The following is a 23,113-nucleotide window of genomic DNA, read 5'->3' on the forward strand; positions in this document are numbered from 1 at the left end:
TTATGTCCAATACCCTCATAAAGTCCCTGACCCTAGCCACTTTAGCCACCTCAATGTTCACCATGGTTGGCTGCAGCACTACGCCTAGAGCAAAACCGGCCAATGTAGTTGACCGTACTGGCAATGTTAGCGAACCAGCGCCGCCTGGCTACTACCGCGTGAAGAAGGGTGACACCTTGGCTCGCATTGCATTGGATAACGGTCAAGCTCCGCGTGATGTGATTGCTTGGAATAAATTATCAAACCCAAATCAAATTGAAGTGGATGATCTGATTTTGGTGAGGCCGCCAGCCGGTTCTCAATCAGCAGCTAAACCGGCCGCCAAGTCTACTGACGCCACTAAAGCAGATACACCGAAGACTAAAGAAGCCGCCAAGGTAGATGCTCCCGCAACAGAAGTCGTTGCAGAGCCAGGCATTCGTTTGTCTTATCCTGCTAAAGGCAAGATTACGAGTGAGTTCAGTGAGGCAAACAAAGGCATTGATATTGCTGGTAAGGTTGGAGACCCAGTTCAAGCAGCAGCTGATGGCAAAGTGGTTTACGCTGGCAATAGTTTGCGTGGCTATGGCAACTTAGTGATCGTCAAGCATGACAATACTTACCTTACTGCCTACGCGCATAACAGCAAGCTCTTAGTTAAAGAGGGCGATACGGTTCGCAAAGGTCAAAAGATTGCTGAGATGGGTGATACGGATACCACATCACCTAAGCTTCACTTTGAATTACGTGTGAATGGTAAGCCAGTAAATCCAACGCCTTACTTGCAATAAGTAAGCTCCTTAGCCACTAGCATCCCTCGATGGCAACCGTCCTCGTCTTTGATATTGAGACCATTCCTGATGTAGCGGGATTGCGTCGTCTCGAAGACTTTCCAGAATCGATGTCCGATGTCGAGGTGGCTGCAAAAGCCATGGCAGATCGCGCTGCCAAAACCGGCAGCGAGTTTTTGCCGCTATACCTGCAGCGCATCGTTGCGATCTCTTGTGTTATTCGTAGAACCACCAAAGATGGTTTGCCCCAAATTAAAGTGGGCACACTCGGCACTGCACAAGATGATGAGAAGGTTTTGATCCAGGCATTCTTTGACTTGATTGAGAAATACACACCGCAATTAGTCTCATGGAACGGCAGCGGTTTTGATTTACCAGTCTTGCACTATCGCGCACTGGCAAACCAGATTCAAGCACCGCGTTATTGGGAGATGGGTGAGAGTCAAGAAAACGATAGTCGAGAATTCAAATGGAATAACTACATCAGTCGTTATCACATGCGTCATATTGACCTCATGGATCTCTTGGCAAAATTTAACGGTAGAGCTAATGCGCCATTAGATGGCTTGGCAAAGCTATGCGGCTTCCCAGGCAAGATGGGGATGGATGGCAGCCAAGTTTGGCCTGCATACCAAGATGGCAAGATTGATGACATCCGTCGCTATTGCGAAACCGATGTGGTCAACACCTACCTGATGTATTGCCGCTTTCAGTTGCTGCGTGGCGGTTTCTCGCTCGCTGAGTATCAAGAAGAGATTGAATTTGTAAAAGCGTATTTAGAAACACAATCTAAAGAGCCTCATGGTGCTCAGTGGCAAGAATATCTCCAAGGTTTTACGCCTGATGCGTAGAGGGGATAAGCCAGTCAACATCGTGGTGACTGAGCCAATACATGTTGAATCTCTTGATCTAGATGCCCAAGGGATTGCTCACCTAGCACCCAATGAAGAAGAACTTGCACAAGGGCATAGCGGCAAAGTGGTTTTCATTCAAGGCGCGCTACCTACCGAGCTAGTGACCTATGTTGTTACCCGTGAGAAGGCTCGCTTTAGTAAAGCCAAAGTCTTAGACATACTAAAACCTGCGGTGTTTAGGGCCCAGCCCAAATGCAAAGCCTTTGGGGTCTGCGGTGGTTGCACTATGCAGCATTTGGATATTCGGGCGCAGATTGCGATGAAGCAACGCGTACTGGAAGATGACTTGCAGCATATTGCTAAAGTTAAACCAGAAGAAATCCTACGCCCCATGGGCGGCCCTGCTTGGGAATACCGTCACCGTGCGCGTTTAAGCGCAGTGAACCGTTCCATTAAAAAAGGGACGGTATTGATCGGATTTCATGAGGGGAAGAGTGGCTATGTCGCCGACATGACCGCTTGCGAGATACTGCCTAAGCATGTATCCGATCTGTTGCCAGCAATGCGTACATTGGTGATGGGCTTATCGATTGTGGATCGCATGCCACAAATTGAAATCGCAGTAGGTGAACCAGAAGAGCCAAATTCTGACGACCCTATAAAGTCTCAGCCGGTCACAGCGTTGGTATTTCGTAATCTACTTGCCTTAACAGCAGATGATGAACAGTTGTTGCGAAACTTTGCTGATCAACACCAGGTCTGGATTTGGTTGCAACCCAAAGGCATTGAAACGGTGGCGCCTTTTTATCCTGAGACGGGCAAGCTTTGCTATCGCTTACCCGAGTTTGAAATCGAGATGCCCTTTAAACCGGCTGACTTTACGCAAGTTAATCACATGATGAATCGTGTTTTAGTCAGTAGGGCGATTCGTTTGCTGGAAGTTAAACCAAGCGATCGCGTACTTGATCTCTTTTGCGGTATTGGTAATTTCACATTACCTCTCGCCAGAAAATCCCAAAGTGTTTTGGGTATCGAGGGTTTGGAAAGTTTGACCACTAGAGCAAAAGAAAATGCCCAGCATAATCAGCTTGCTGATAAGGCGAGCTTTATGCAAAGTGATTTGTTCGAAGTCACAACAGAAACCATTGCTTCGTGGGGTAAAGCGGAGCGCTGGTTAATGGATCCGCCCCGTGAAGGTGCGATGGAAATCTGCAAAGCTTTGGCTGATCTCCATGCCAGCAACAATTCCTTAATGCCTGAACGCATCGTCTACGTCTCTTGCAATCCAAAGACCTTGGCCAGGGATGCTGAAATACTCTGCCACCACGCTGGCTACACCCTAAAAGGGGCTGGAATCGTCAATATGTTTCCCCATACCTCCCACGTAGAGTCAATGGCAGTCTTCCAAAGAGGCTAATTCAGGCCATATTTACCCTAAGCTTATGATATTTAGCACTAATTCGGTGCCGATATGCATTTTGCGGTGCAAAAACCGGATAAATGAGTCTTCTATAAGAGTAGATTGAAGTTGTGCAGGAATTTATTGCTGCTAACGGTTTCATCCACTACTAGGAGTGTGTCATGAGAGCCTCAGATAGTTTGGCAATCTTATTAATATTGATTGCACTGTCTTATGCGGTCAGCATGTTTGTCGCTAACTAATTTATTTAGCTACAAAAGAGCGAAGACAGAAAGTAATAAGGCGCCCGCAGGCGCCTTATGAGAGCAACAATAAAAAGTTGCTTAGTGTCTCTTACTCTCTATTACCCCCAACAATACCGAGTAATGCCAGTAAGTTGGTGAATACGTTGTACACATCTAAGTAGATCGCTAGTGTGGCCATGATGTAATTGGTTTCACCGCCATTGATGATGCGCTGTACATCAACCAAGATAAAGGCGGAGAAGATTGCGATCGCTAGAACCATCACAGTCAACATCAAAGCTGGCAATTGCAACCAGATGTTCGCTAAAGAAGCGACGATCAAGAGCAGTACGCCTACCATCAACCATTTGCCCATACCAGCAAAATCGCTCTTGCTAACAGTCGCAATGGTTGCCATCACAGCAAAGATAGCGGCAGTGCCACCAAAAGACAGCATGATGAGTGCAGCACCGTTGCTATAGCTATTAAGGGTGTAGCCAACCAAACGGGACATCATGATGCCCATGAAGAAGGTGAAGCCTAAAAGCAAGAGAACGCCGACGCCGGTTTCTTTATTTTTCTCGATCGCCCAGAAGAAGCCAAAGGCTACTGCCATGAAGACGATGAAGCCGATGAAAGGACTGCCTGCAAACATCGTGAAACCCATCGCCACACCAAGCCAAGCACCGATGATGGTTGGAACCATGGAGAGTGCGAGTAGGGCATAGGTATTGCGCAGTACGCGGTTGCGTACTTGAGGGGTGCTAATTGAGCCAGACTGGCCAAAGCCGTAAGAGTTGAGATCGCTCATTTGGACTCCTTCTTTTAAAGTAAATACATAAGCCCGTGCTGGGCTGTTGATAGTAAGTATAGACAAAACAGCCTAATTTCAAGGGCTAAGTTAAAAAGACTACAAACCATGGGGTTATGCCCTGTAAATTCAATGGCTTAGGACTACTTTTATAGGGGTAAATACCCTCAGCCGATGTATAATTCGGGGGTCGTCGAATCAGGGCAGACTTATTGCAAGCCTTTTCGACTAATACCTTTGAAATCACTATTGGAGTTTTGCATGGCTATTGAACGCACCCTTTCTATTATCAAACCCGATGCTGTAGCTAAAAACGTTATCGGCAAAATTTATGACCGTTTTGAATCTGCTGGTTTGAAGATCGTTGCTTCCAGAATGGCGCATTTATCCCAAGCTGAAGCGGAGCAGTTCTATGCTGTTCACGCAGCCCGTCCTTTCTTCAAAGATTTGGTGAGCTTCATGGTTTCTGGTCCAGTGATGATCCAAGTATTGCAAGGTGAAGGCGCGATTGCCAAGAACCGCGATCTGATGGGTGCTACTGATCCTAAGAAAGCTGACGCTGGAACAATTCGTGCTGACTTTGCTGACAGCATCGATGCTAACGCTGTTCACGGATCTGACGCTCCTGAAACCGCTGCTGTGGAAATTGCATTCTTTTTCCCTGGCATGAACGTTTTCAATCGTTAATTCGAAACCTATTTACTAAATAAGTAGGCGCATTGACCTCCCCGCGCGTAAATCTCTTAGATTTTGACGCTGACCAAATGGCAGCGTATGTCGCGGGGTTGAATGAAAAGCCCTTTAGGGCAAAGCAACTCATGCAGTGGATACACCAGCGTGGTGTATCGAGCATCAACGACATGAGCGATTTAGCAAAAAGCTTCCGAGCTTGCTTGCTGGATGTAGCAGAAGTCGTATCCCTCCCAGTCATTAAAGATGAACTTGCCAATGACGGCACCCGTAAGTGGTTGCTGGACGTTGGCGCAGGCAATGCAGTCGAGTCAGTCTTTATTCCAGAAGATGATCGCGGTACTTTGTGTATCTCTTCGCAAGCAGGCTGCGCAGTCAATTGCCGTTTTTGCTCCACCGGACGCCAAGGCTTCTCACGCAATCTCACCTCTGGCGAAATCATTGGCCAATTGTGGTTTGCCGAACACCTCTTGCGTAATGAACCTGGTGCAGTGCGGCGCGTTGAAAAATTTCCAACACCTGGTTGGGAACATACTGGCCGCGTGATTTCGAATGTGGTCATGATGGGAATGGGCGAGCCTTTACTCAACTATGACAACGTGGTGACCGCATTACGCTTGATGTTGGATGACAGGGCCTACGGCTTGTCACGACGTCGCGTCACCGTATCAACCTCTGGCGTTGTGCCGATGATTGATCGCTTGGCACAAGATTGCCCAGTAGCATTAGCGGTCTCGCTGCATGCGCCCAACGATGCATTGCGCGATCAGTTGGTGCCGCTAAATCAAAAATACCCTTTACGAGAATTACTTGGTGCATGTGAGCGTTATTTGCCATTTGCCCCAAGAGATTTCTTAACCTTTGAGTACTGCATGCTCGATGGTGTGAATGATTCTGATGCGCAAGCAAAAGAATTGATTCGTTTGCTGAGCAACATTAAGTGTAAGGTCAATCTCATTCCCTTTAATCCATTCCCAGAGTCTGGCTTAAAGCGTTCACCACCACAACGCATACAAGCCTTTGCTAATATTTTGTTAGATGCTGGCATGGTGGCTACAGTTCGCAAGACCCGCGGCGATGATATTGCCGCCGCTTGTGGACAGTTGGCTGGTGATGTGATTGATAGAACCCGCGTACGCGAACGCGCCGTACACGATAAGGAAATCATTCAGTCAGATGATGATGAGCCGCCTGAGTCAGTTCAGAACATTCAATGGCTCGATAAGTTAAATTAAACATGAGCACCAATCACTCCTTGTCGCCTCTGCCATTAGGTCCTGCACCTAAGCGCGCAACCCGCCAAGCAAAGGTTGTTTGGAAAACGAACATCATCACGATTGGTGGCGATGCACCTGTGCGCATCCAGTCGATGACCAATACTGATACGGTTGATGCAGTCGGTACCGCAATTCAAGTAAAAGAATTGGCCCGTGCTGGTTCTGAGATGGTGCGCATCACAGTCAACACCCCAGAAGCCGCTGCTGCAGTTCCGTATATTCGTGAACAGTTAGACAAGATGGATGTTTTGGTCCCATTGATTGGTGACTTCCATTACAACGGCCATACTTTGCTCAATGATTACCCAGAGTGCGCCAAAGCTTTATCAAAATACCGCATCAATCCAGGTAACGTGGGTAAGGGCGCTAAGCGCGATCCACAGTTTGCGCAAATGATTGAAGCGGCCTGCAAATACGACAAGCCGATTCGGATTGGTGTGAACTGGGGTAGCTTAGACCAAGAGCTTCTCGCCAGCATCATGGACGGTAATGCTGCTTTAGCTGTGCCAAAGACTGCACAAGAAGTCATGATCGAAGCCTTAATTCAGTCGGCATTGCAGTCTGCAGAAAAAGCAGTGGAGTTCGGTATGAACCCCGATCAAATTTTGTTGTCTTGCAAAGTGAGTAATGTGCAAGACTTAGTTGCCGTATATCGCGATCTGTCACGTCGCTCAGACTATCCCTTGCACTTGGGATTAACCGAGGCTGGCATGGGTAGCAAGGGAATCGTTTCTTCTACCGCTGCCATGGGCATCCTCTTGCAAGAAGGTATTGGCGATACGATACGGGTTTCCTTGACGCCAGATCCAGGTGCGCCACGTGAGAATGAAGTGATCGTAGCCCAAGAGATATTACAAACCATGGGTTTGCGCAATTTCACACCCATGGTGATTGCTTGTCCTGGTTGCGGAAGAACAACCAGCACTACCTTCCAAGAATTGGCCGCCAATATTCAGTCCTACTTGCGCCAACAAATGCCCATTTGGAAAAAAACCCATCCAGGCGTTGAAAATATGAACGTTGCCGTGATGGGCTGTATTGTGAATGGACCTGGCGAAAGTAAACATGCCAATATTGGTATTTCATTACCCGGTACTGGCGAGACTCCAGCGGCACCTGTCTTTGTAGACGGTGTGAAGGTAAAGACCTTGCGGGGCGATAAGATTGCAGAAGAGTTTCAAATCATTGTTGATGAATACGTCGAAAAAAATTACTCATAAAAATGACCGAAGATAAAAACAAGAAGACCGAAAAAACGCTCAAGATTAATGGCGTTCGCGGCATGAATGATTTACTGCCGGCAGACGCTGCGCAGTGGGCTCATCTTGAGCATGTCTTGCGTGACTTAACCCGGGCTTACGGCTATGAGTTTTTACGCACCCCGATTGTTGAGGCTACCGCTGTATTTCAACGTGGTATTGGTGAAGTAACCGATATTGTTGAAAAAGAAATGTATTCCTTTGAGGATCGTCTCAATGGTGAGCAACTGACTTTACGCCCAGAAGGTACCGCTGCCATCGTCCGCTCCGTGATTGAAAATAATTTGATATACGAAGGGCCTAAGCGTCTTTGGTATACCGGCCCGATGTTTCGTCATGAGCGCCCACAACGTGGCCGCTATCGCCAGTTCCACCAGTTCGGAATTGAGGCCTTAGGCTTTGCCGGTCCAGATATCGATGCTGAAATTATTCTGATGGGTCAACGCCTCTGGGATGAGTTGGGTTTGAAGGGCGTACGTCTAGAAATCAATTCACTAGGTCAAGCTGATGAACGTGCTGTGCACCGCGCTGCCTTGGTAACGTATTTTGAGAAGAATGCCGCGCAACTCGATGAAGATTCACAACGTCGTCTATTGACCAATCCTTTACGTATTTTGGATTCTAAAAATTTGGCGATGCAAGCATTGATCGAAGGCGCACCTAAGTTGTTGGATTTCTTGGGTGAAGCATCACTCAAACATTTCGATGCGGTGCAAGCATTACTCAAAGCAAACAACATTCCCTGCAAGATCAATCCACGCTTAGTTCGTGGACTCGATTATTACAACCTCACTGTATTTGAGTGGGTGACGGATGAGCTCGGTGCACAAGGCACGATTGCCGGCGGTGGTCGCTATGATCCACTGATTGAACGCATGGGTGGCAAAGCAGCGCCTGCTTGTGGTTGGGCCATGGGTATGGAACGTGTTTTAGAGCTCATGAAAGTATCAGGTTCATTGCCTGAGGCAGCGCCTGGCTGTGATATTTTCGTTCTACACCAGGGTGGCGAGACTTTAACTGCCGCCATGATTATTGCTGAGCGTTTGCGCAGTGCTGGTATTGACACCATCCTTTTTTGCCCACCAGATGGCCAATCGGCTAGCTTTAAGTCGCAAATGAAGAAGGCGGATGCTAGTGGGGCTGCCTATGCAGTCATTATTGGGCCTGACGAGTTGGCTAAAGATGAAGCCCAAATCAAAGACCTGCGCGGCACGGGTGAACAGCAGTCAGTAGCCCTCGATAAAGTGCTAGATGCGGTAATTGACGCTTTGGTCGGCTCCTCCGAATAGAATTACCCTATAACGATATTTATTAGCTTGGATTGATATGCCTTTAGACCTAGAAGAACAAGAACAACTTGACCAGCTCAAAGCATTTTGGCAAAAGTATCGCAATCTCATTACTGGCGTTCTGACAGCGGCCTTGTTTGCGTATGCAGCCTATAGTGGTTACCAGTGGTGGCGTAATAGCCAAGCTGCGCAAGCATCCCAGTTGTATGACACGATGATCGTTGCCATCAGTAAGAGTGATAAAGATCAAAGCTTACGCGCTGCAGATGATTTGCAAAAGCAATTTGGACGCACTCCTTATGCATCGATGGCTAGCTTAGTCGCCGCAAAAATTGCCTCAGATGCTGGTGATGCCCCTAAAGCAATCGAATATCTGCGTTGGACAGCGAAGAATGCTTCCAATGCTGGTTATGAGGCTTTGGGTAAATTGCGTTTAGTTTCTCAGTTAATCGAGCAGGGTGCTGAGAAAGATTTTGCCGAAGCTGATGCCATTCTGAAAGATAAACCTATTAATGGATTTGAGGCGCTGTGGTTAGAGCGTCGTGGCGATTGGTATTTGGCGCAGAAGAATACTGCCCAAGCTAAGGTGAGCTATCAAGATGCTTGGAAGAAATTAGATCAAGCAAAAGAATTTCCTGAAGAGGCGCGTCGCCTCTTGAAGGTTAAATTGGATGCTGTTGGAGGAGTTGCTCAGTGATGATTCACACAATGCGTTTGGTAAACATAGCGAAGTTCGCTACAAAAGCCCTCATCATTGGCTCTGCCATTGCTGCTCTCGTAGCTTGCTCTGGTGGTGCGCGTGTTCGCAAGCCCGCTGAGCTCGTTCCAGTGACCAATCAATTTGATCTTGCTCCCGTTTGGTCAACCAGCGTTGGCTCATCCGAGACATTTAACTTTCATCCGGTGGTTGCTGGCGATGCAGTCTATGCAGCATCGCATCGTGGCAATTTAGTGAAGATTGATTTAGCCAATGGCAATAAGGTTTGGGAAGCTTCTGTACCAGAGCGTATTACCGTAGGTCCAGGTTCTGATGGCCGTGTTACTGCTGTTGTGACTACCAAAGGCACCGTATACGCATACGACGATACCGGCAAACCTATTTGGAACGTCAGCGTTGGCAGTGAAGTCTTGACTGAGCCAGTAGTTGCTGGTGGTGTTGTCATTATTCGCGCTTTAGATAATCGCTTTATTGGTTTGGATGCGCAAACCGGCACGCGGAAGTGGATCTATCAGCGTCAACAATCCGCGCTGTCATTGCGAGTAGGTTATGGCATGTTGGCGATTGGGAATGAAGTGATTGTTACCGGCTTTGCTGGTGGTCGTTTCGGCATGATCGCGATTGCTAACGGTGGTTTAGTTTGGGAATCTCCAATTTCCTTTCCGAAAGGTTTCTCTGAGATTGAGCGTTTAAATGACGTGACTGCTAAGCCCAGCATGGAAGGTGAAATTCTTTGTGCCGTGTCCTATCAAGGTCGCATTGGATGTGGCCAAGCCCGTACCGGCAATTTGATTTGGTTTAAAGATTTCTCAAGCTTTACAGGCACAGCGCAAAGCCCCGATATGGTTTTCTCTGCCAATGAAAAATCACACGTGACAGCATTCGCCACCAAAGACGGTAATCAGGTTTGGGAAAATGACAAATTAACCTTCAGAGATGTTGGTGAGCCCATGGCTGTTGGCAGGGTATTACTGATGGGTGATGCGCAGGGTTATGTGCATGCATTCTCACAGGCGGACGGTCAGATGGTTGCTCGTATACGTCACGATAGCAGTCCAATCACCGCTGCCCCGATTGCGGTTGGCGGCCTCATTCTGATTCAATCTCAGGGTGGAAAAATAGCGGCGTACAGTCCAAAATGAATCCAGTCATCACTATTGTCGGTCGCCCTAACGTTGGGAAGTCCACACTCTTTAATCGTCTAACGCGTTCACGCGACGCACTAGTTGCCGATTTTTCAGGCCTCACACGAGATCGTCACTACGGCAAAGGTCGTATTGGTGAGCGGGCATTTATTTGCGTTGATACCGGCGGTTTTGAGCCAGTAGCCAAGACTGGCATTGTTGCTGAGATGGCAAAGCAAACCAAACAAGCGGTTGCGGAATCTGACATCGTGATCTTCTTGGTGGATGGTCGTTTAGGTATGGCCCCACAAGATCGCGTGATTGCTGACTTCTTGCGCAAGACCGGTCGCCCCATTATTTTGGCTGTCAATAAAACCGAAGGCATGCAAGCCGGTGTTGTGACTGCTGACTTTCATGAACTTGGTCTAGGTGAACCTTTTCCAATTTCATCTGCCCATGGCGATGGTGTCCGTGGCATGCTCGATGATGCTTTAGACGCTTTAGGTATTGCAGAACCCGAAGAAGAAGATTTAGTCAACGATCCAAACCGTCCAATGAAGATTGCGGTAGTGGGTCGTCCTAACGTTGGTAAATCGACCTTGATCAATAAGTTGATCGGTGAAGAGCGTGTGATTGCATTCGATATGCCCGGTACAACACGCGATGCGATTGAAGTACCTTTCGAGCGCAACGGTAAGCCCTATATCTTGGTCGACACCGCAGGTTTACGTCGTCGTGGCAAAGTATTTGAAGCGATTGAAAAATTCTCAGTCGTGAAAACCTTGCAAGCGATTGCCGATTGCAACGTCGTGATCTTGATGCTTGATGCACAGCAAGATATCTCTGAGCAAGACGCGCACATTGCAGGATTTATCGTTGAAGCAGGGCGTGCATTAGTGGTTGCCGTGAACAAGTGGGATGGTCTTGATTCCTACGTTAAAGAGCGCGCTCGTTTAGAGATCGCTCAAAAATTACGCTTCTTAGATTTTGCTAACGTACACCCGATTTCTGCGAAAAAAGGTACCGGCTTAAAAGAGCTCTTCAAGGATGTGGATGCGGCCTATGCTGCAGCGATGGCGAAGTTACCAACCCCACGTTTGACCAGAATTCTGCAAGAGGCGATTGAACATCAACAACCTAAACGGGTTGGTATGGGCCGCCCAAAACTGCGCTATGCACACCAAGGGGGCATGAATCCTCCCATTGTGGTGATTCACGGTACTTCATTGAGTGGAGTCACAGATAGCTACAAGCGATACTTGGAAGGTCGCTTCAGGGAAGTCTTTAAATTGCGCGGCACCCCATTACGCATTCAGATGAATACCGCTAAAAACCCTTATGTAGACGCTGATAAAGGCAAAAAGGGTAAAAAGTAGCCAAGCTAAATGTTGTGGGATAAGATTTCAGTATTAGCTGTGCAGAGTAGGTTTTATTTACATAAAAAAGCAAGACTCCCTAACTAAAAAACGAATAAGGAGCAGTATGAATAACAAAGCAATCCAATTACTTCAAGATCCATTCCTCAATACCTTGCGTAAAGAGCATGTACCTGTGTCAATCTATTTAGTGAACGGTATTAAGCTGCAAGGCAATATTGAATCATTTGATCAATATGTCGTTCTCTTGCGCAATACCGTTACTCAAATGGTTTACAAGCACGCGATTTCTACCATCGTGCCAGCGCGCGCAGTGGAGTTCCGTATGGAAGAAGCTAGCCCTGTATAAAACCGGAGTAGATGCGGCACGCGCAGTTCTGGTTGGGGTAGACTCCGGACGCGAAGATTTTGCAGATAGCATGGCCGAGCTCAGTCTTTTGGCTGAGAGCGCCGGCTCCATTCCTGCAGCCAGTGTGATTGCCCGCAAAGGCAAAACAGATCCTGCTTTATTTATTGGATCGGGCAAAGCCAATGAGGTCAAAAGGGTAATGGAAGAACAAGGCGCTGAATTGGCCATCTTCAATCATCCGCTGTCCCCGACCCAACAACGCAACTTAGAGCGTCAACTGGGTTTTCATGTGATGGATCGAACTGGTCTGATCTTGGATATCTTTAGTCAAAGAGCCCAAAGTCATATTGGAAAGACCCAGGTTGAGTTGGCGCAGGTTAGATATCAAATGTCGCGTTTGGTCAGGGCTTGGAGTCACTTGGAGCGTCAACGCGGGGGTATTGGTGTGCGTGGCGGACCTGGCGAAACCCAGATGGAGTTGGATCGCCGGATATTAGCCACCAAGGCTAAGCGCCTAGAAAACGAGCTCGAAAAGCTGCAACGCCAGCAAAGAACGCAAAGACGGGCCCGTAACCGGAAAGATGTTTTCTCAGTCTCTTTGGTTGGCTATACCAATGCCGGCAAATCCACTTTGTTTAATTCCTTAACCAAGGCAGGGACTTATGCTGCAGATCAGCTATTTGCCACCCTGGATACCACCTCCAGAAAGATGCATTTAGAGGGTTTAGGCTCGATTGTGGTCTCCGATACCGTCGGATTTATCCGTGAATTACCCCACCAGTTGGTTGAGGCCTTTAGGGCCACTTTGGATGAAACCATCCATGCGGACCTGATTTTGCATGTGATTGATGCGTGTAGCCCTGTAGCTCGTGAACAGCAGGCTGAAGTTGAGGCAGTTTTACGGGAAATCGGGGCTGATGATATCCCCCGGATTGAGATCATGAATAAGATCGACCAGATGCCCCAAACCTTCATCAATGGGGCGCAATTGGTGCGGGATGCCGACGGCATTCCAAGCCAGGTTTTCCTGTCCGCCAAGACTGGCTTGGGCCTCGATTTGTTACGCTCAGCGCTGGCGGAATGCTCCCAAATGACTGATAGAATAAGGGTCGAGCACAACCGAGCCAAGAAGCAATTGGCTCCTGATGAGTTTTTAGCCCCTTTACCTGAACGACCAGAATCTTCTGAATTTAACTCCATCCCGAATCGAAGCTATACACCTCATGATGCGTAAATTACTCGGCCTGTTTTCGGTCACCGATCCTAGTAATGGATCTAAAGATGCTAAAGGTGAGCAGGGAAGTGAACAAGCTCCAAAAGTGGATCCTGTTGCCCAAGATCCAAGTAAGACCCCCCAAGCGAATCAGCAACCAGCTAAACCAGATGGTCCGCCAGACTTAGACGAGTTATGGCGTGACTTCAACGACCGCATTGCAGGTATTTTTGGTGGCAAGAAAAAACCAGAGTCGACAACAAGTAAACCGTCAAGCAAGCCAAGCAATAAACCTAGCAGCACTGATATTCCTCAGCCTGAAGATCGTGTGAACAGAACCAGTAATAGTGGTGGTTCTAATAATGGCGGTAGCACCGGCGGCCCAAGTTTTAACTTCACCAATCCCTTTAGCTCTAAAGCCAGTATTTTGCTAGCAGCTGCCGGCGTGTTCTTTGTATGGATTTGTAGTGGATTTTTCATTATTCAAGAAGGTCAAGCAGGCGTGATTCTGACTTTCGGTAAATATGATTACACCGCTAAGCCTGGCATTAACTGGCGCATGCCTTGGCCCATTCAATCCCAAGAGGTGGTGAATCTTTCAGGCGTGCGCTCGGTGGAAGTTGGTCGCCCTGTATTAATTAAAGCAACGAATCAAAAAGATTCATCGATGTTGACCGAAGATGAAAACATCATCGACGTGCGTTTTGCAGTTCAGTACCGCTTAAAAGATCCAACTGATTATTTATTTAATAATCGCGATCCAGATTCATCAGTCGTTCAGGCTGCAGAAACAGCGGTTCGCGAGATCGTTGCACGCAGCAAGATGGATACCGTCTTGTATGAGGGCCGTGAAAAAATTGCGATTGATTTAGCCAGCTCGATTCAGAAGATTCTGGATAGTTATAAGTCAGGGATCTATGTCACTAGCGTCACCGTACAAAATGTTCAGCCACCAGAGCAAGTGCAAGCAGCCTTTGATGATGCGGTGAAGGCTGGTCAAGATCAAGAACGCTTAAAAAGTGAAGGTCAGGCGTATGCCAACGACATCATTCCGCGTGCAAAAGGAACTGCAGCGCGTTTGATTCAGGAGGCTGAGGGCTATAAGGCTCGCGTCGTTGCTACTGCCGATGGCGATGCCGGTCGCTTCAAGCAAATCTTGGTGGAGTATTCCAAGGCGCCGCAAGTTACACGTGATCGTATGTATATCGACACGATGCGCGATATGTATAACAACGTCACGAAGATTTTGGTGGACACCACCAAGAGCAATAGCTTGCTGTATTTGCCGCTCGATAAAATCGTTTCACAAGTCAACGCTGAAAGTGCTCAAGCAGCTAACTCACAAACCAATCAAACGACTCCAACAGGCTCAGTCACTGTTGGCGGTGCCACCGGCAATCCTCCGGCACCTAGTCCTGTAACAAATACTCCCAACCCCTCGGTGAACACCCCTCCCGCAGTGATCAATAGCGGCGGTGTAGGTGATAAACGTGACGGCTTGCGTAGTCGCGATCGGGAGTCTAGATAATGAATCTAAATCGCTTGATTGCAGGGTTGATTGCCCTGATTGCATTGGCTTATGTGCTTTCATCCAGTATTTTTATTGTTGACCAACGTAAGTTTGCAGTGGTGTTCTCATTCGGACAGATTGTTCGCGTGATTGAGAAGCCAGGCCTGCAAGTGAAATACCCAGCACCCTTTGAGAATGTTCGTTTCTTTGATCGTCGCATTTTGACGATTGATAATCCAGAAGCAGAGCGATTTATTACCGCTGAGAAAAAGAATTTGTTGGTGGATTCTTATGTGAAGTGGCGCATTGTTGACCCACGTAAGTTCTTCATCAGCTTCAAAGGCGATGAGCGCTTGGCTGAAGATCGTTTGACGCAGTTAGTGCGTTCTGCCTTGAATGAAGAGTTCACAAAACGCACCGTACGTGAGTTGATTTCGGATCAGCGTGAACAGGTCATGCAAGGTATTCGTAAAAAGGTAGCTGATGATGCCTCAGATATCGGCGTCGAAATTGTCGACGTGCGTTTAAAGCGGGTTGACCTCTTGGCTGAGATTAGTGATTCTGTTTACCGTCGTATGGAAGCAGAGCGCAAGCGTGTTGCTAATGAGTTACGGTCTACTGGCGCTGCAGAGTCTGACAAGATTCGCGCCAATGCCGAACGTCAACGCGATACGATCTTGGCTGAAGCCTATCGTGATGCACAAAAGATTAAGGGTGCGGGCGATGCTAGGGCAACTGCCTTATACGCTGAAGCCTTTGGTCGCGATCCGCAGTTTGCCCAGTTCTATCAGAGTCTTGAGGCTTATCGTAGTTCTTTCAAAGACAAGAAAGACATTATGGTGGTTGAGCCCAATGGTGAGTTCTTTAAGTTCTTACATAAAAAATAAGCGAAAGTGAATAATCCAGATCATGAATCGTTGGTTACTTCCTGAAGATATTGCTGATGTGTTGCCGGCCGAGGCTCGTAAAGTCGAGACTCTGCGTCGTGCCATTTTGGATTTGTATCAATCCTATGGCTATGAGCTTGTAGCGCCTCCCATTTTAGAGTTCCTGGACTCCTTATTAACGGGCACTGGCTCTGACCTCAATTTACAAACCTTTAAGTTAGTCGATCAATTATCTGGTCGCACTTTAGGTTTGCGTGCGGACATGACGCCACAAGTGGCACGTATTGATGCGCACTTATTAAATCGCGCTGGTGTTACCCGTCTTTGCTATGCAGGCTCTGTTGCGCATGCTCGCACCCCAGTTGGCAGTTCAGCACGCGAAGAGCTCCAACTCGGCGCTGAGATTTATGGCTGCGCTACTTGGGAGGCAGACTTTGAAGCGATTTCTTTATTGCTCAAGACCTTAGGTTTGGCTGGTCTGGATAAGGTCTACCTCGATCTGTCGCACGCAGGTATCTTGGCGGGCATTTTGGATGGTCAGGATCTTAGCAAGGCTGATATTGAAACGCTTTACGGGTTGCTACAGAGCAAAGATCGTCCACGTCTAAGCGCTTGGGCTAAAGCATTGAGCCCTAAAACAGTAGATGCCTTAATTGTCCTGACAGAATTAAATGGACCTTGTGCTGAGGTATTGAGTAAGGCCAAGAAAGCCCTGCCTAAACACAAGCTGATCGATGAGGCGCTTGCACAGCTTGAGCGTTTATCGACGGCTGCTGCCTCGCTGTCTAAGGGTTTAGAGCTCAGCATTGATTTGGCAGACCTGCGTGGTTATCAATATCACAGTGGTGTGATGTTTGCTGCTTATGTCGACAAGTTGCCGCAACCCATTGCCCGTGGCGGCCGTTATGACCATGTTGGTCAAGCATTTGGACGTTCACGCCCAGCAACGGGTTTTTCATTAGATTTATTGACGCTGGCCAATCTGTCGCCAATGAGTGTGCGCAAGCCTGCCATTGTTGCGCCATGGATTGATGATGCCAACTTAAACCAAGCCATTGCTGATTTACGTGCTCGTGGTGAAGTGGTCATTCAGGTGATGGCTGGCGATCAAGCACAAACGGCTGAATATGAATGTGACCGAGAGTTGAGCAAGCAGGGCAATACTTGGGAAGTAAAGAAAAAGTAAGAAAGTGCACATGCACTAGTAAAGAATTAAACCTATTTCGTCATTATTTTTTTGGATTTTATTATGTCTTCAAAGCAGCAAGCACGCGGTCGTAACGTTGTAGTCATCGGCACCCAATGGGGCGATGAGGGTAAAGGCAAAGTGGTTGATTGGTTAACCGATCATGCACAAGCAGTGGTGCGCTTTCAGGGCGGACACAACGCTGGCCATACTTTAATTATTGGCGATAAGAAAACCATCTTGCGTTTGATTCCTTCCGGAATCATGCATAAAGAAGTGATTTGCTACATCGGCAACGGTGTGGTGTTATCACCAGAGGCTTTGTTCAAAGAGATTGGTGAGTTAGAAGCTGCTGGTCTAGATGTTCAGAGCCGCTTAAAGATTTCTGAGGCAACCACTTTGATTCTGCCGTATCACGTTGCGATTGATCATGCGCGTGAGAAGAAGCGTGGCGAAGCGAAGATTGGTACGACTGGCCGCGGTATCGGACCAGCTTATGAAGATAAAGTGGCGCGCCGCGCATTGCGCGTGCAAGATTTGTTCTACCCAGAGAAATTCGCAGAGCAGTTGCGCGAGAACCTCGAATATCACAATTTCATGCTCACCAACTACTACGGTGCTGAGCCTGTTAATTATGAAAAGACTTTGGCTGAAGCCATGTCCTATGCAGAGCGTTTGAAGCCAATGGTGGTGGATGTGTCGAGCGCGCTATATGCTGCTGAACAGGCTGGTCAGAATCTCTTGTTCGAAGGCGCGCAAGGTACGCTTTTGGATATCGATCATGGCACCTACCCGTACGTCACCTCCAGCAACTGCGTAGCAGGTAATGCTGCTGCAGGTTCTGGTGTTGGCCCAGATTCTTTGCAATACATTTTGGGTATTACTAAGGCGTATTGCACGCGAGTGGGCGCAGGTCCATTCCCAAGCGAGTTATACGACCATGACAATCCTGCAAGACAAGATCCGATTGGCGTCCGTTTAGCCGAAGTCGGAAAAGAGTTTGGCTCTGTCACGGGTCGTCCACGTCGCACTGGTTGGCTCGATGCCGCAGCGTTAAAGCGCTCGATTCAGATCAATGGTTTGACTGGCCTGTGTATTACCAAGCTAGACGTGCTGGATGGCTTTGAGACCATTCGTCTCTGTGTAGGCTACAACTTAGATGGCCAGAAATTGGATGTATTGCCCCGTGGCGCAGAATCTGTTGCCCGTTGTGAGCCTATTTATGAGGATTTCCCTGGTTGGAAGGGTACTACCTTCGGCATCCGTGAGTGGGACAAACTTCCAGCGGAAGCGCAAAAGTTCCTGCGTCGCATTGAGGAAGTTGCCGGCAAGCCGATCGCCATGGTCTCCACAGGCCCAGAGCGCGATGAAACGATCCTGCTCCAGCATCCTTTTCAGGATTGATGCAAAATATTCAACTTATTTTATTTATTCAACATTTGTAAGCAAAGCTTAGATCATGACCGCACGCACTACCTGCAATAGCCTCCAAGTTGCTACCCCTTTGTACCGCTTCATTGAAGATCAGGTTCTCCCCGGAACTGGCATCAAGAGCGCTGATTTTTGGAAGGGTTTTGACGAACTCGTCAAAGATTTAACTCCGAAGAATGCAGCTTTGCTGGCGAAGCGTGATCGTCTGCAAGTAGATTTGGATCAATGGCATAAAGCCAACCCAGGCCCGATTAAAGATATGCCTGCCTATCGCAAGCATTTAAAAGAAATTGGTTACCTCGATGAGGTTCCCGGAAAAGTATTGGGTACCACTAAGAATGTGGATGATGAATTGGCTCTGCAAGCTGGCCCACAATTAGTAGTGCCAGTACTCAACGCACGTTATGCACTCAATGCTGCCAACGCACGTTGGGGCTCTTTATATGACGCTCTTTATGGTACTGACGTTCTCTCTGAAGAAGATGGCGCTACCAAAGCTGGTGCCTACAATCCGATTCGTGGCGGCAAGGTAGTTGCCTACGCGCGTAATTTCTTGGATCAAGCTACCCCTTTAGCCAGCGGTTCGCATCGTGATGTAGTGGCGTATACCGTTGATGGTAATAAGCTTGCTGCCAAATTGAAGGATGGTAGCACTACTGGATTGGCTGACGAGAAGCAGTTTGTTGGTTATCAAGGTGACGCTGCTGCGCCATCGTCTTTATTACTGCGTAACAATGGCATTCACATTGATATCCTGATTGATAAGACTAAGACCATTGGTTCTAGTGATCCTGCTGGTGTAAATGATGTGGTGCTTGAAGCAGCCCTGTCTACTATTTTGGATTTGGAAGATTCGATTGCTGCTGTTGATGGCGATGACAAAGTGCTCGCCTATGAAAACTGGTTGGGTATTCTGAAGGGTACTTTAGTAGAAGAAGTGCAAAAGGGTGGCAAAACCTTTACGCGCACCTTGAACCCAGATCGTCAGTACAAAGCTGGCATTGGCGCAGTGGATGCTAAAGACGGCGTTGTGACATTACATGGCCGTTCACTCTTGTTCCTGCGTAACGTTGGCCATTTAATGACTAACCCAGCCATCATTACTGGTGAAGGTAAAGAGATCTACGAGGGTATCTTGGATGCGGTAGTGACAGTATTGATTGCCTTGTACGATATTAATCGTCCAGCTAGTCAGACCATTGGTAATACTCGTAAAGGTTCTGTCTATATCGTTAAGCCAAAAATGCACAGCCCAGAAGAAGTTGCTTTTGCTGGTGAGCTGTTCGGTCGTGTTGAGAAACTACTTGGCCTGCCTGCTGACACCGTCAAGCTTGGCATCATGGACGAAGAGCGTCGCATGAGCGCGAATATTAAGGCTGCTATTGCTGCCGCTGGTGCACGCGTTGCCTTTATCAATACTGGCTTCTTAGATCGTACCGGCGATGAAATGCATACTGCTATGCACGCTGGCCCAATGATGCGCAAGGGTGATATGAAAACCAGTAAATGGTTATCAGCCTATGAGCGTCGTAACGTTTTTGCAGGTTTGGATTGTGGCTTACGTGGCCGCGCACAAATCGGTAAAGGAATGTGGGCAATGCCAGATTTGATGAAAGCCATGTTGGAGCAAAAAGGCGTACATCCTAAAGCGGGTGCTAATACTGCCTGGGTGCCATCACCAACAGCTGCTACTTTGCATGCGCTGCACTACCATCAAGTAAACGTAGCTGAAATCCAAAAAGAAATGGAAAAATTGGATGGTGCCGCTGAAGCGGAGGCTTTGATCAACGATCTCTTAAGTATTCCAGTAGTTGAAAAAGCAAACTGGTCTAAAGAAGAGATTCAGCAAGAGTTGGATAACAACTGCCAAGGTATTTTGGGTTATGTGGTGCGTTGGATTGATCAGGGCGTTGGTTGCTCCAAGGTTCCAGATATTCACAATATTGGCTTAATGGAAGATCGTGCAACCTTGCGCATCTCCAGTCAACACATTGCCAACTGGTTACTCCATGGCATCGTTACTGAAGCTCAGGTTAATGAGACATTGCAGCGTATGGCTAAAGTCGTGGATGGTCAAAATGCCAGCGATGCTTCATACAAGCCAATGATGCCGAACTACCAAGATTCATATGCCTATAAAGCGGCTAGTGATCTGATCTTCAAAGGTCTCGAGCAACCAAACGGCTATACAGAGCCTTTGTTGCATGCATGGCGTTTAGTAGTGAAGCAGGCTGCTGCGAAGTAATTTCAGCGCAGCTGGGTTAAGAATGGATTTGTCGCAAGGCAAGTCCATTTTTTATTGGCGTAATAATTGACCATGTTTAGCTTTTTAAATCCCTTCTCTAAACCAGTCAGCCAGTTGGGCTTTCAGTTCAATGATGGTGGTAGGGCTGCTGTTGGTTTTAAAGGTGGGGCGGGTGACTGTGTAGTGAGGTCAATAGCCATAGCCACCAATCTGCCGTATATGCAGGTCTATGAGGACTTAAGACTAGCCAATGAGGCGTATGCCTTGTTGCGAAACGACAAACTAGCCAGAAGGCTAAATGCCAAGGGTTCATCACCCCGCAACGGCAATCATCGCAAGGTCTTTCATGAGTACATCGTGGGCTTAGGCTTTCAATGGGTGCCAACCATGAAGGTTGGGGCGGGTTGCCAAGTCCACTTACGGTCTGACGAACTTCCCAAGGCCATTTTGATTGTGAAGGTTTCAAAACACTTAACTGCAGTACTCAATGGCGTCATTCAAGATACCCATGACCCCTCTAGAGGTGGCAATCGCTGCGTTTATGGCTATTACATCAAAACTTAAAGTAATTTCTGAAGTTTTAGAAAGCGCCTGTTTAAAGCCAAAAACAGCTATAAAACGAGCAAAAAATCCTGATTTTGAGCGATTTTTTGAAAGTTAAAACTTACGGTGAGCGTATTTAAGATTCCAGGCTTCTTTATAGAGAGCAGTCATCCCAATCATCACCGAGGTCGTCCAGGCCAGTGAAAACAGTCCAGTAAAGGCTATAAAGAACGCCATACTTTTCCATCCTGCGGGCAAAATGTCTGAAACAAAGCCAACCGTGGTGTAGCAGCTTCCCGCAAAGAGAATGGCTTGGGCGGCGTCTGGGATGAGGTTAAGCCAGATGATGATCCCAGACCAAATAAAGATTTCGGAGATGTGAATCAGGGCAAAAAATATGAATGCGACATAAAAATGGAGAAAGATCCAGTTATGTTGCTTCTTCTCAAGATTTGCCTTAGTGAGGCGCTCAAAGCGCATCACGATATGGTTTAGAGCGCTCCCGTGGAAGACGAGGATGAGGGTAAGTCCAATCAGTCCAAAGATGATGTCTATGAACAAGAAGGTAAATGAAAAGCCAGGGGAGGTCGGGAGTATGGGGTGCATTCAGTTTCTTCGGTATTTAGTAGTGATCGTACCCCAATGCAGAGCCTAGCGCTAGAGAGGATAATGACGATCTGTTACTACTATTTGCACTGTTGATCCCACTTTGAGTACTGTTCGCACCCCCCAGCAAGAACGTTTCTTTTTGCTTGCCTTGGCCGGAATACAGTTCACTCATATTCTCGATTTCATGATCATGATGCCTTTAGGGCCGGAGTTCATTCGAGTTCTAAACATCAATACACATCAGTTTGGTTTATTGCTTTCTTCGTATACCTTTGCTGCAGCAGTGGCGGGCATCTTTGCGACGTATTACATAGATCGCTTTGAGCGTCGTCAGATCTTATTAAGTCTGTATGCCTGTTTCATTGTGGCTACGCTGGCCTGTGGATTTGCCCCTAACTATCACACCTTATTTATAGCAAGAGCATTTGCAGGTGCCTTTGGTGGGATCCTCGGCTCTTTAGTGCAAACCATTGTGGCTGATTCCATACCATTTGAGCGCAGGGGTAAGGCCTTAGGAACTGTCATGGCAGCATTTTCTGTCTCGACAGTGGCAGGTGTTCCACTCAGTTTATTTTTAGCCAATCACATTTCATTTTTAGGATGGCGTGCGCCATTCATTTTTATCGCGCTAGTTTCTGTACTCATTTTGTATTTGGCTTATCGCAACATTCCCAAAATTGCAGGGCACCTTGACCATATTCACGAGGGCAGTCGCTTTAAGCAAATCTACGACATTGCCATTGCCCATCACCACCTGAGAGCTTTTATGTTCATGGGGCTGATTATGATTACTGGCTTTTCTGTGATTCCGTATATCGCGCTGTATCTGACTTCCAATGTGGGTATTGATAACTCCTATATCTCGCTGATCTATCTATGTGGGGGAGTCGCTACCTTGATGAGCTCCCGCTATATTGGTTATATGGCAGATAAGTATGGCAAGGTGAAAGTCTTTAGGGTATTGGCGATTATTAGTTTGGTGCCGCTATTGGTGACAACCAATCTTCATCCCGTACCCTTGTGGATGGTCTTAATTAACTCAACCTCCTTCTTTATTCTGATATCGGGTCGAATGATTCCGGCAATGGCCATGGTGAGTCAAGTAGTTGAAGCCAAAATCCGTGGCACCTTTATGAGCCTGATTGGATCAGTGCAGATGCTTGCTTCGGGTATCGCCTCTGTTGCTGCTGGAGCGATAGTCACCATCGGTGCTGATGGCAAGATGGAGCATTACAACTTGGTAGGCTATGGGGCAGCAGCTTGTGGCTTGCTCACATTCTGGTTGGTGGGATATATTCATACTGATCAAAAGATCGCTAAATAAAGGT

General features: G+C 47.5%; 21 protein-coding genes. 19 read left to right on the plus strand and 2 right to left on the minus strand.

Annotated features, from left to right (window positions below):
* The first annotated feature begins 2 nt into the window (after positions 1-2).
* Genes ICN49_RS07535 through rlmD form a run of 3 tightly spaced genes read left to right on the plus strand, consistent with a single transcriptional unit; the run spans position 3 to position 3,041 of the window.
* Positions 3-770 carry a LysM peptidoglycan-binding domain-containing M23 family metallopeptidase gene (locus ICN49_RS07535; RefSeq protein WP_216167212.1) on the plus strand — a complete coding sequence of 256 codons (768 nt, stop codon included), beginning with the start codon at positions 3-5 and terminating at the stop codon, positions 768-770.
* A gap of 29 nt (positions 771-799) precedes the next feature.
* Positions 800-1,621: a 3'-5' exonuclease gene (locus tag ICN49_RS07540; RefSeq protein WP_216167160.1), complete on the plus strand. Its 822-nt coding sequence runs from the start codon at positions 800-802 to the stop codon at positions 1,619-1,621.
* The gene (gene rlmD / locus ICN49_RS07545; RefSeq protein WP_216167214.1) at positions 1,614-3,041 is read left to right on the plus strand and encodes a 23S rRNA (uracil(1939)-C(5))-methyltransferase RlmD; all 1,428 of its coding nucleotides are present in this window, start codon (positions 1,614-1,616) and stop codon (positions 3,039-3,041) included. Before ICN49_RS07540 ends, rlmD begins: the two co-directional genes overlap by 8 nt.
* Before the next feature lie 336 nt (positions 3,042-3,377).
* Here rlmD and ICN49_RS07550 read toward each other — a convergent pair whose 3' ends face one another.
* Positions 3,378-4,079: a Bax inhibitor-1 family protein gene (locus ICN49_RS07550; protein WP_216167162.1), complete on the minus strand. Its 702-nt coding sequence runs from the start codon at positions 4,077-4,079 to the stop codon at positions 3,378-3,380.
* Between the two features lie 261 nt (positions 4,080-4,340).
* Here ICN49_RS07550 and ndk point away from each other — a divergent pair, with 261 nt between their 5' ends.
* The 15 genes from ndk (at position 4,341) to ICN49_RS07625 (ending at position 21,197) form a co-directional block, all read left to right on the plus strand.
* Positions 4,341-4,766: a nucleoside-diphosphate kinase gene (gene ndk, locus ICN49_RS07555; RefSeq protein WP_216167163.1), complete on the plus strand. Its 426-nt coding sequence runs from the start codon at positions 4,341-4,343 to the stop codon at positions 4,764-4,766.
* Positions 4,767-4,798: 32 nt separating this feature from the next.
* A complete protein-coding gene (gene rlmN / locus ICN49_RS07560) occupies positions 4,799-6,004 on the plus strand; it encodes a dual-specificity RNA methyltransferase RlmN (RefSeq protein WP_216167165.1) in 1,206 nt (401 codons plus the stop codon).
* 2 nt (positions 6,005-6,006) lie between these two features.
* On the plus strand, positions 6,007-7,266 hold the full coding sequence (gene ispG / locus ICN49_RS07565; protein ID WP_216167167.1) for a flavodoxin-dependent (E)-4-hydroxy-3-methylbut-2-enyl-diphosphate synthase: 1,260 nt from the start codon (positions 6,007-6,009) through the stop codon (positions 7,264-7,266).
* 2 nt (positions 7,267-7,268) lie between these two features.
* On the plus strand, positions 7,269-8,594 hold the full coding sequence (gene hisS / locus ICN49_RS07570; protein WP_216167169.1) for a histidine--tRNA ligase: 1,326 nt from the start codon (positions 7,269-7,271) through the stop codon (positions 8,592-8,594).
* Between the two features lie 37 nt (positions 8,595-8,631).
* A complete protein-coding gene (locus ICN49_RS07575) occupies positions 8,632-9,291 on the plus strand; it encodes a YfgM family protein (protein WP_216167170.1) in 660 nt (219 codons plus the stop codon).
* Entirely contained in the window at positions 9,291-10,454 is a 1,164-nt protein-coding gene (gene bamB, locus ICN49_RS07580; RefSeq protein WP_255535459.1) for an outer membrane protein assembly factor BamB, read from the plus strand. Before ICN49_RS07575 ends, bamB begins: the two co-directional genes overlap by 1 nt.
* Complete coding sequence (gene der / locus ICN49_RS07585; protein ID WP_216167172.1) at positions 10,451-11,812, plus strand: ribosome biogenesis GTPase Der; 1,362 nt, start codon at positions 10,451-10,453, stop codon at positions 11,810-11,812. Before bamB ends, der begins: the two co-directional genes overlap by 4 nt.
* Before the next feature lie 106 nt (positions 11,813-11,918).
* Positions 11,919-12,161, plus strand: a complete 243-nt coding sequence (hfq, locus tag ICN49_RS07590; protein ID WP_216167174.1) for an RNA chaperone Hfq — start codon at positions 11,919-11,921, stop codon at positions 12,159-12,161.
* Positions 12,154-13,395 (plus strand): GTPase HflX, encoded by a 1,242-nt coding sequence (hflX, locus tag ICN49_RS07595; protein WP_255535460.1) that lies wholly within the window; start codon positions 12,154-12,156, stop codon positions 13,393-13,395. The genes hfq and hflX overlap by 8 nt, the downstream gene beginning before the upstream one ends.
* Positions 13,385-14,902, plus strand: a complete 1,518-nt coding sequence (gene hflK, locus ICN49_RS07600) for an FtsH protease activity modulator HflK (RefSeq protein ID WP_216167176.1) — start codon at positions 13,385-13,387, stop codon at positions 14,900-14,902. Before hflX ends, hflK begins: the two co-directional genes overlap by 11 nt.
* Positions 14,902-15,771: a protease modulator HflC gene (hflC, locus tag ICN49_RS07605; protein ID WP_216167178.1), complete on the plus strand. Its 870-nt coding sequence runs from the start codon at positions 14,902-14,904 to the stop codon at positions 15,769-15,771. The genes hflK and hflC overlap by 1 nt, the downstream gene beginning before the upstream one ends.
* Before the next feature lie 22 nt (positions 15,772-15,793).
* Positions 15,794-16,957: an ATP phosphoribosyltransferase regulatory subunit gene (locus tag ICN49_RS07610; protein WP_216167179.1), complete on the plus strand. Its 1,164-nt coding sequence runs from the start codon at positions 15,794-15,796 to the stop codon at positions 16,955-16,957.
* A 63-nt stretch (positions 16,958-17,020) separates the two neighbouring features.
* On the plus strand, positions 17,021-18,361 hold the full coding sequence (locus ICN49_RS07615; RefSeq protein WP_216167181.1) for an adenylosuccinate synthase: 1,341 nt from the start codon (positions 17,021-17,023) through the stop codon (positions 18,359-18,361).
* A gap of 55 nt (positions 18,362-18,416) precedes the next feature.
* The gene (locus tag ICN49_RS07620; protein ID WP_216167182.1) at positions 18,417-20,633 is read left to right on the plus strand and encodes a malate synthase G; all 2,217 of its coding nucleotides are present in this window, start codon (positions 18,417-18,419) and stop codon (positions 20,631-20,633) included.
* 72 nt (positions 20,634-20,705) lie between these two features.
* Positions 20,706-21,197: a hypothetical protein gene (locus tag ICN49_RS07625; protein ID WP_216167184.1), complete on the plus strand. Its 492-nt coding sequence runs from the start codon at positions 20,706-20,708 to the stop codon at positions 21,195-21,197.
* A gap of 93 nt (positions 21,198-21,290) precedes the next feature.
* Here ICN49_RS07625 and ICN49_RS07630 read toward each other — a convergent pair whose 3' ends face one another.
* On the minus strand, positions 21,291-21,782 hold the full coding sequence (locus ICN49_RS07630; RefSeq protein ID WP_216167186.1) for a hypothetical protein: 492 nt from the start codon (positions 21,780-21,782) through the stop codon (positions 21,291-21,293).
* A gap of 103 nt (positions 21,783-21,885) precedes the next feature.
* On the opposite strand from ICN49_RS07630, the gene ICN49_RS07635 reads away from it, so the two are divergent.
* Positions 21,886-23,109 carry an MFS transporter gene (locus tag ICN49_RS07635; protein WP_216167187.1) on the plus strand — a complete coding sequence of 408 codons (1,224 nt, stop codon included), beginning with the start codon at positions 21,886-21,888 and terminating at the stop codon, positions 23,107-23,109.
* The last annotated feature ends 4 nt before the right edge of the window (positions 23,110-23,113 follow it).

The organism is Polynucleobacter finlandensis (genome assembly GCF_018881755.1).
GTDB lineage: Bacteria > Pseudomonadota > Gammaproteobacteria > Burkholderiales > Burkholderiaceae > Polynucleobacter > Polynucleobacter finlandensis.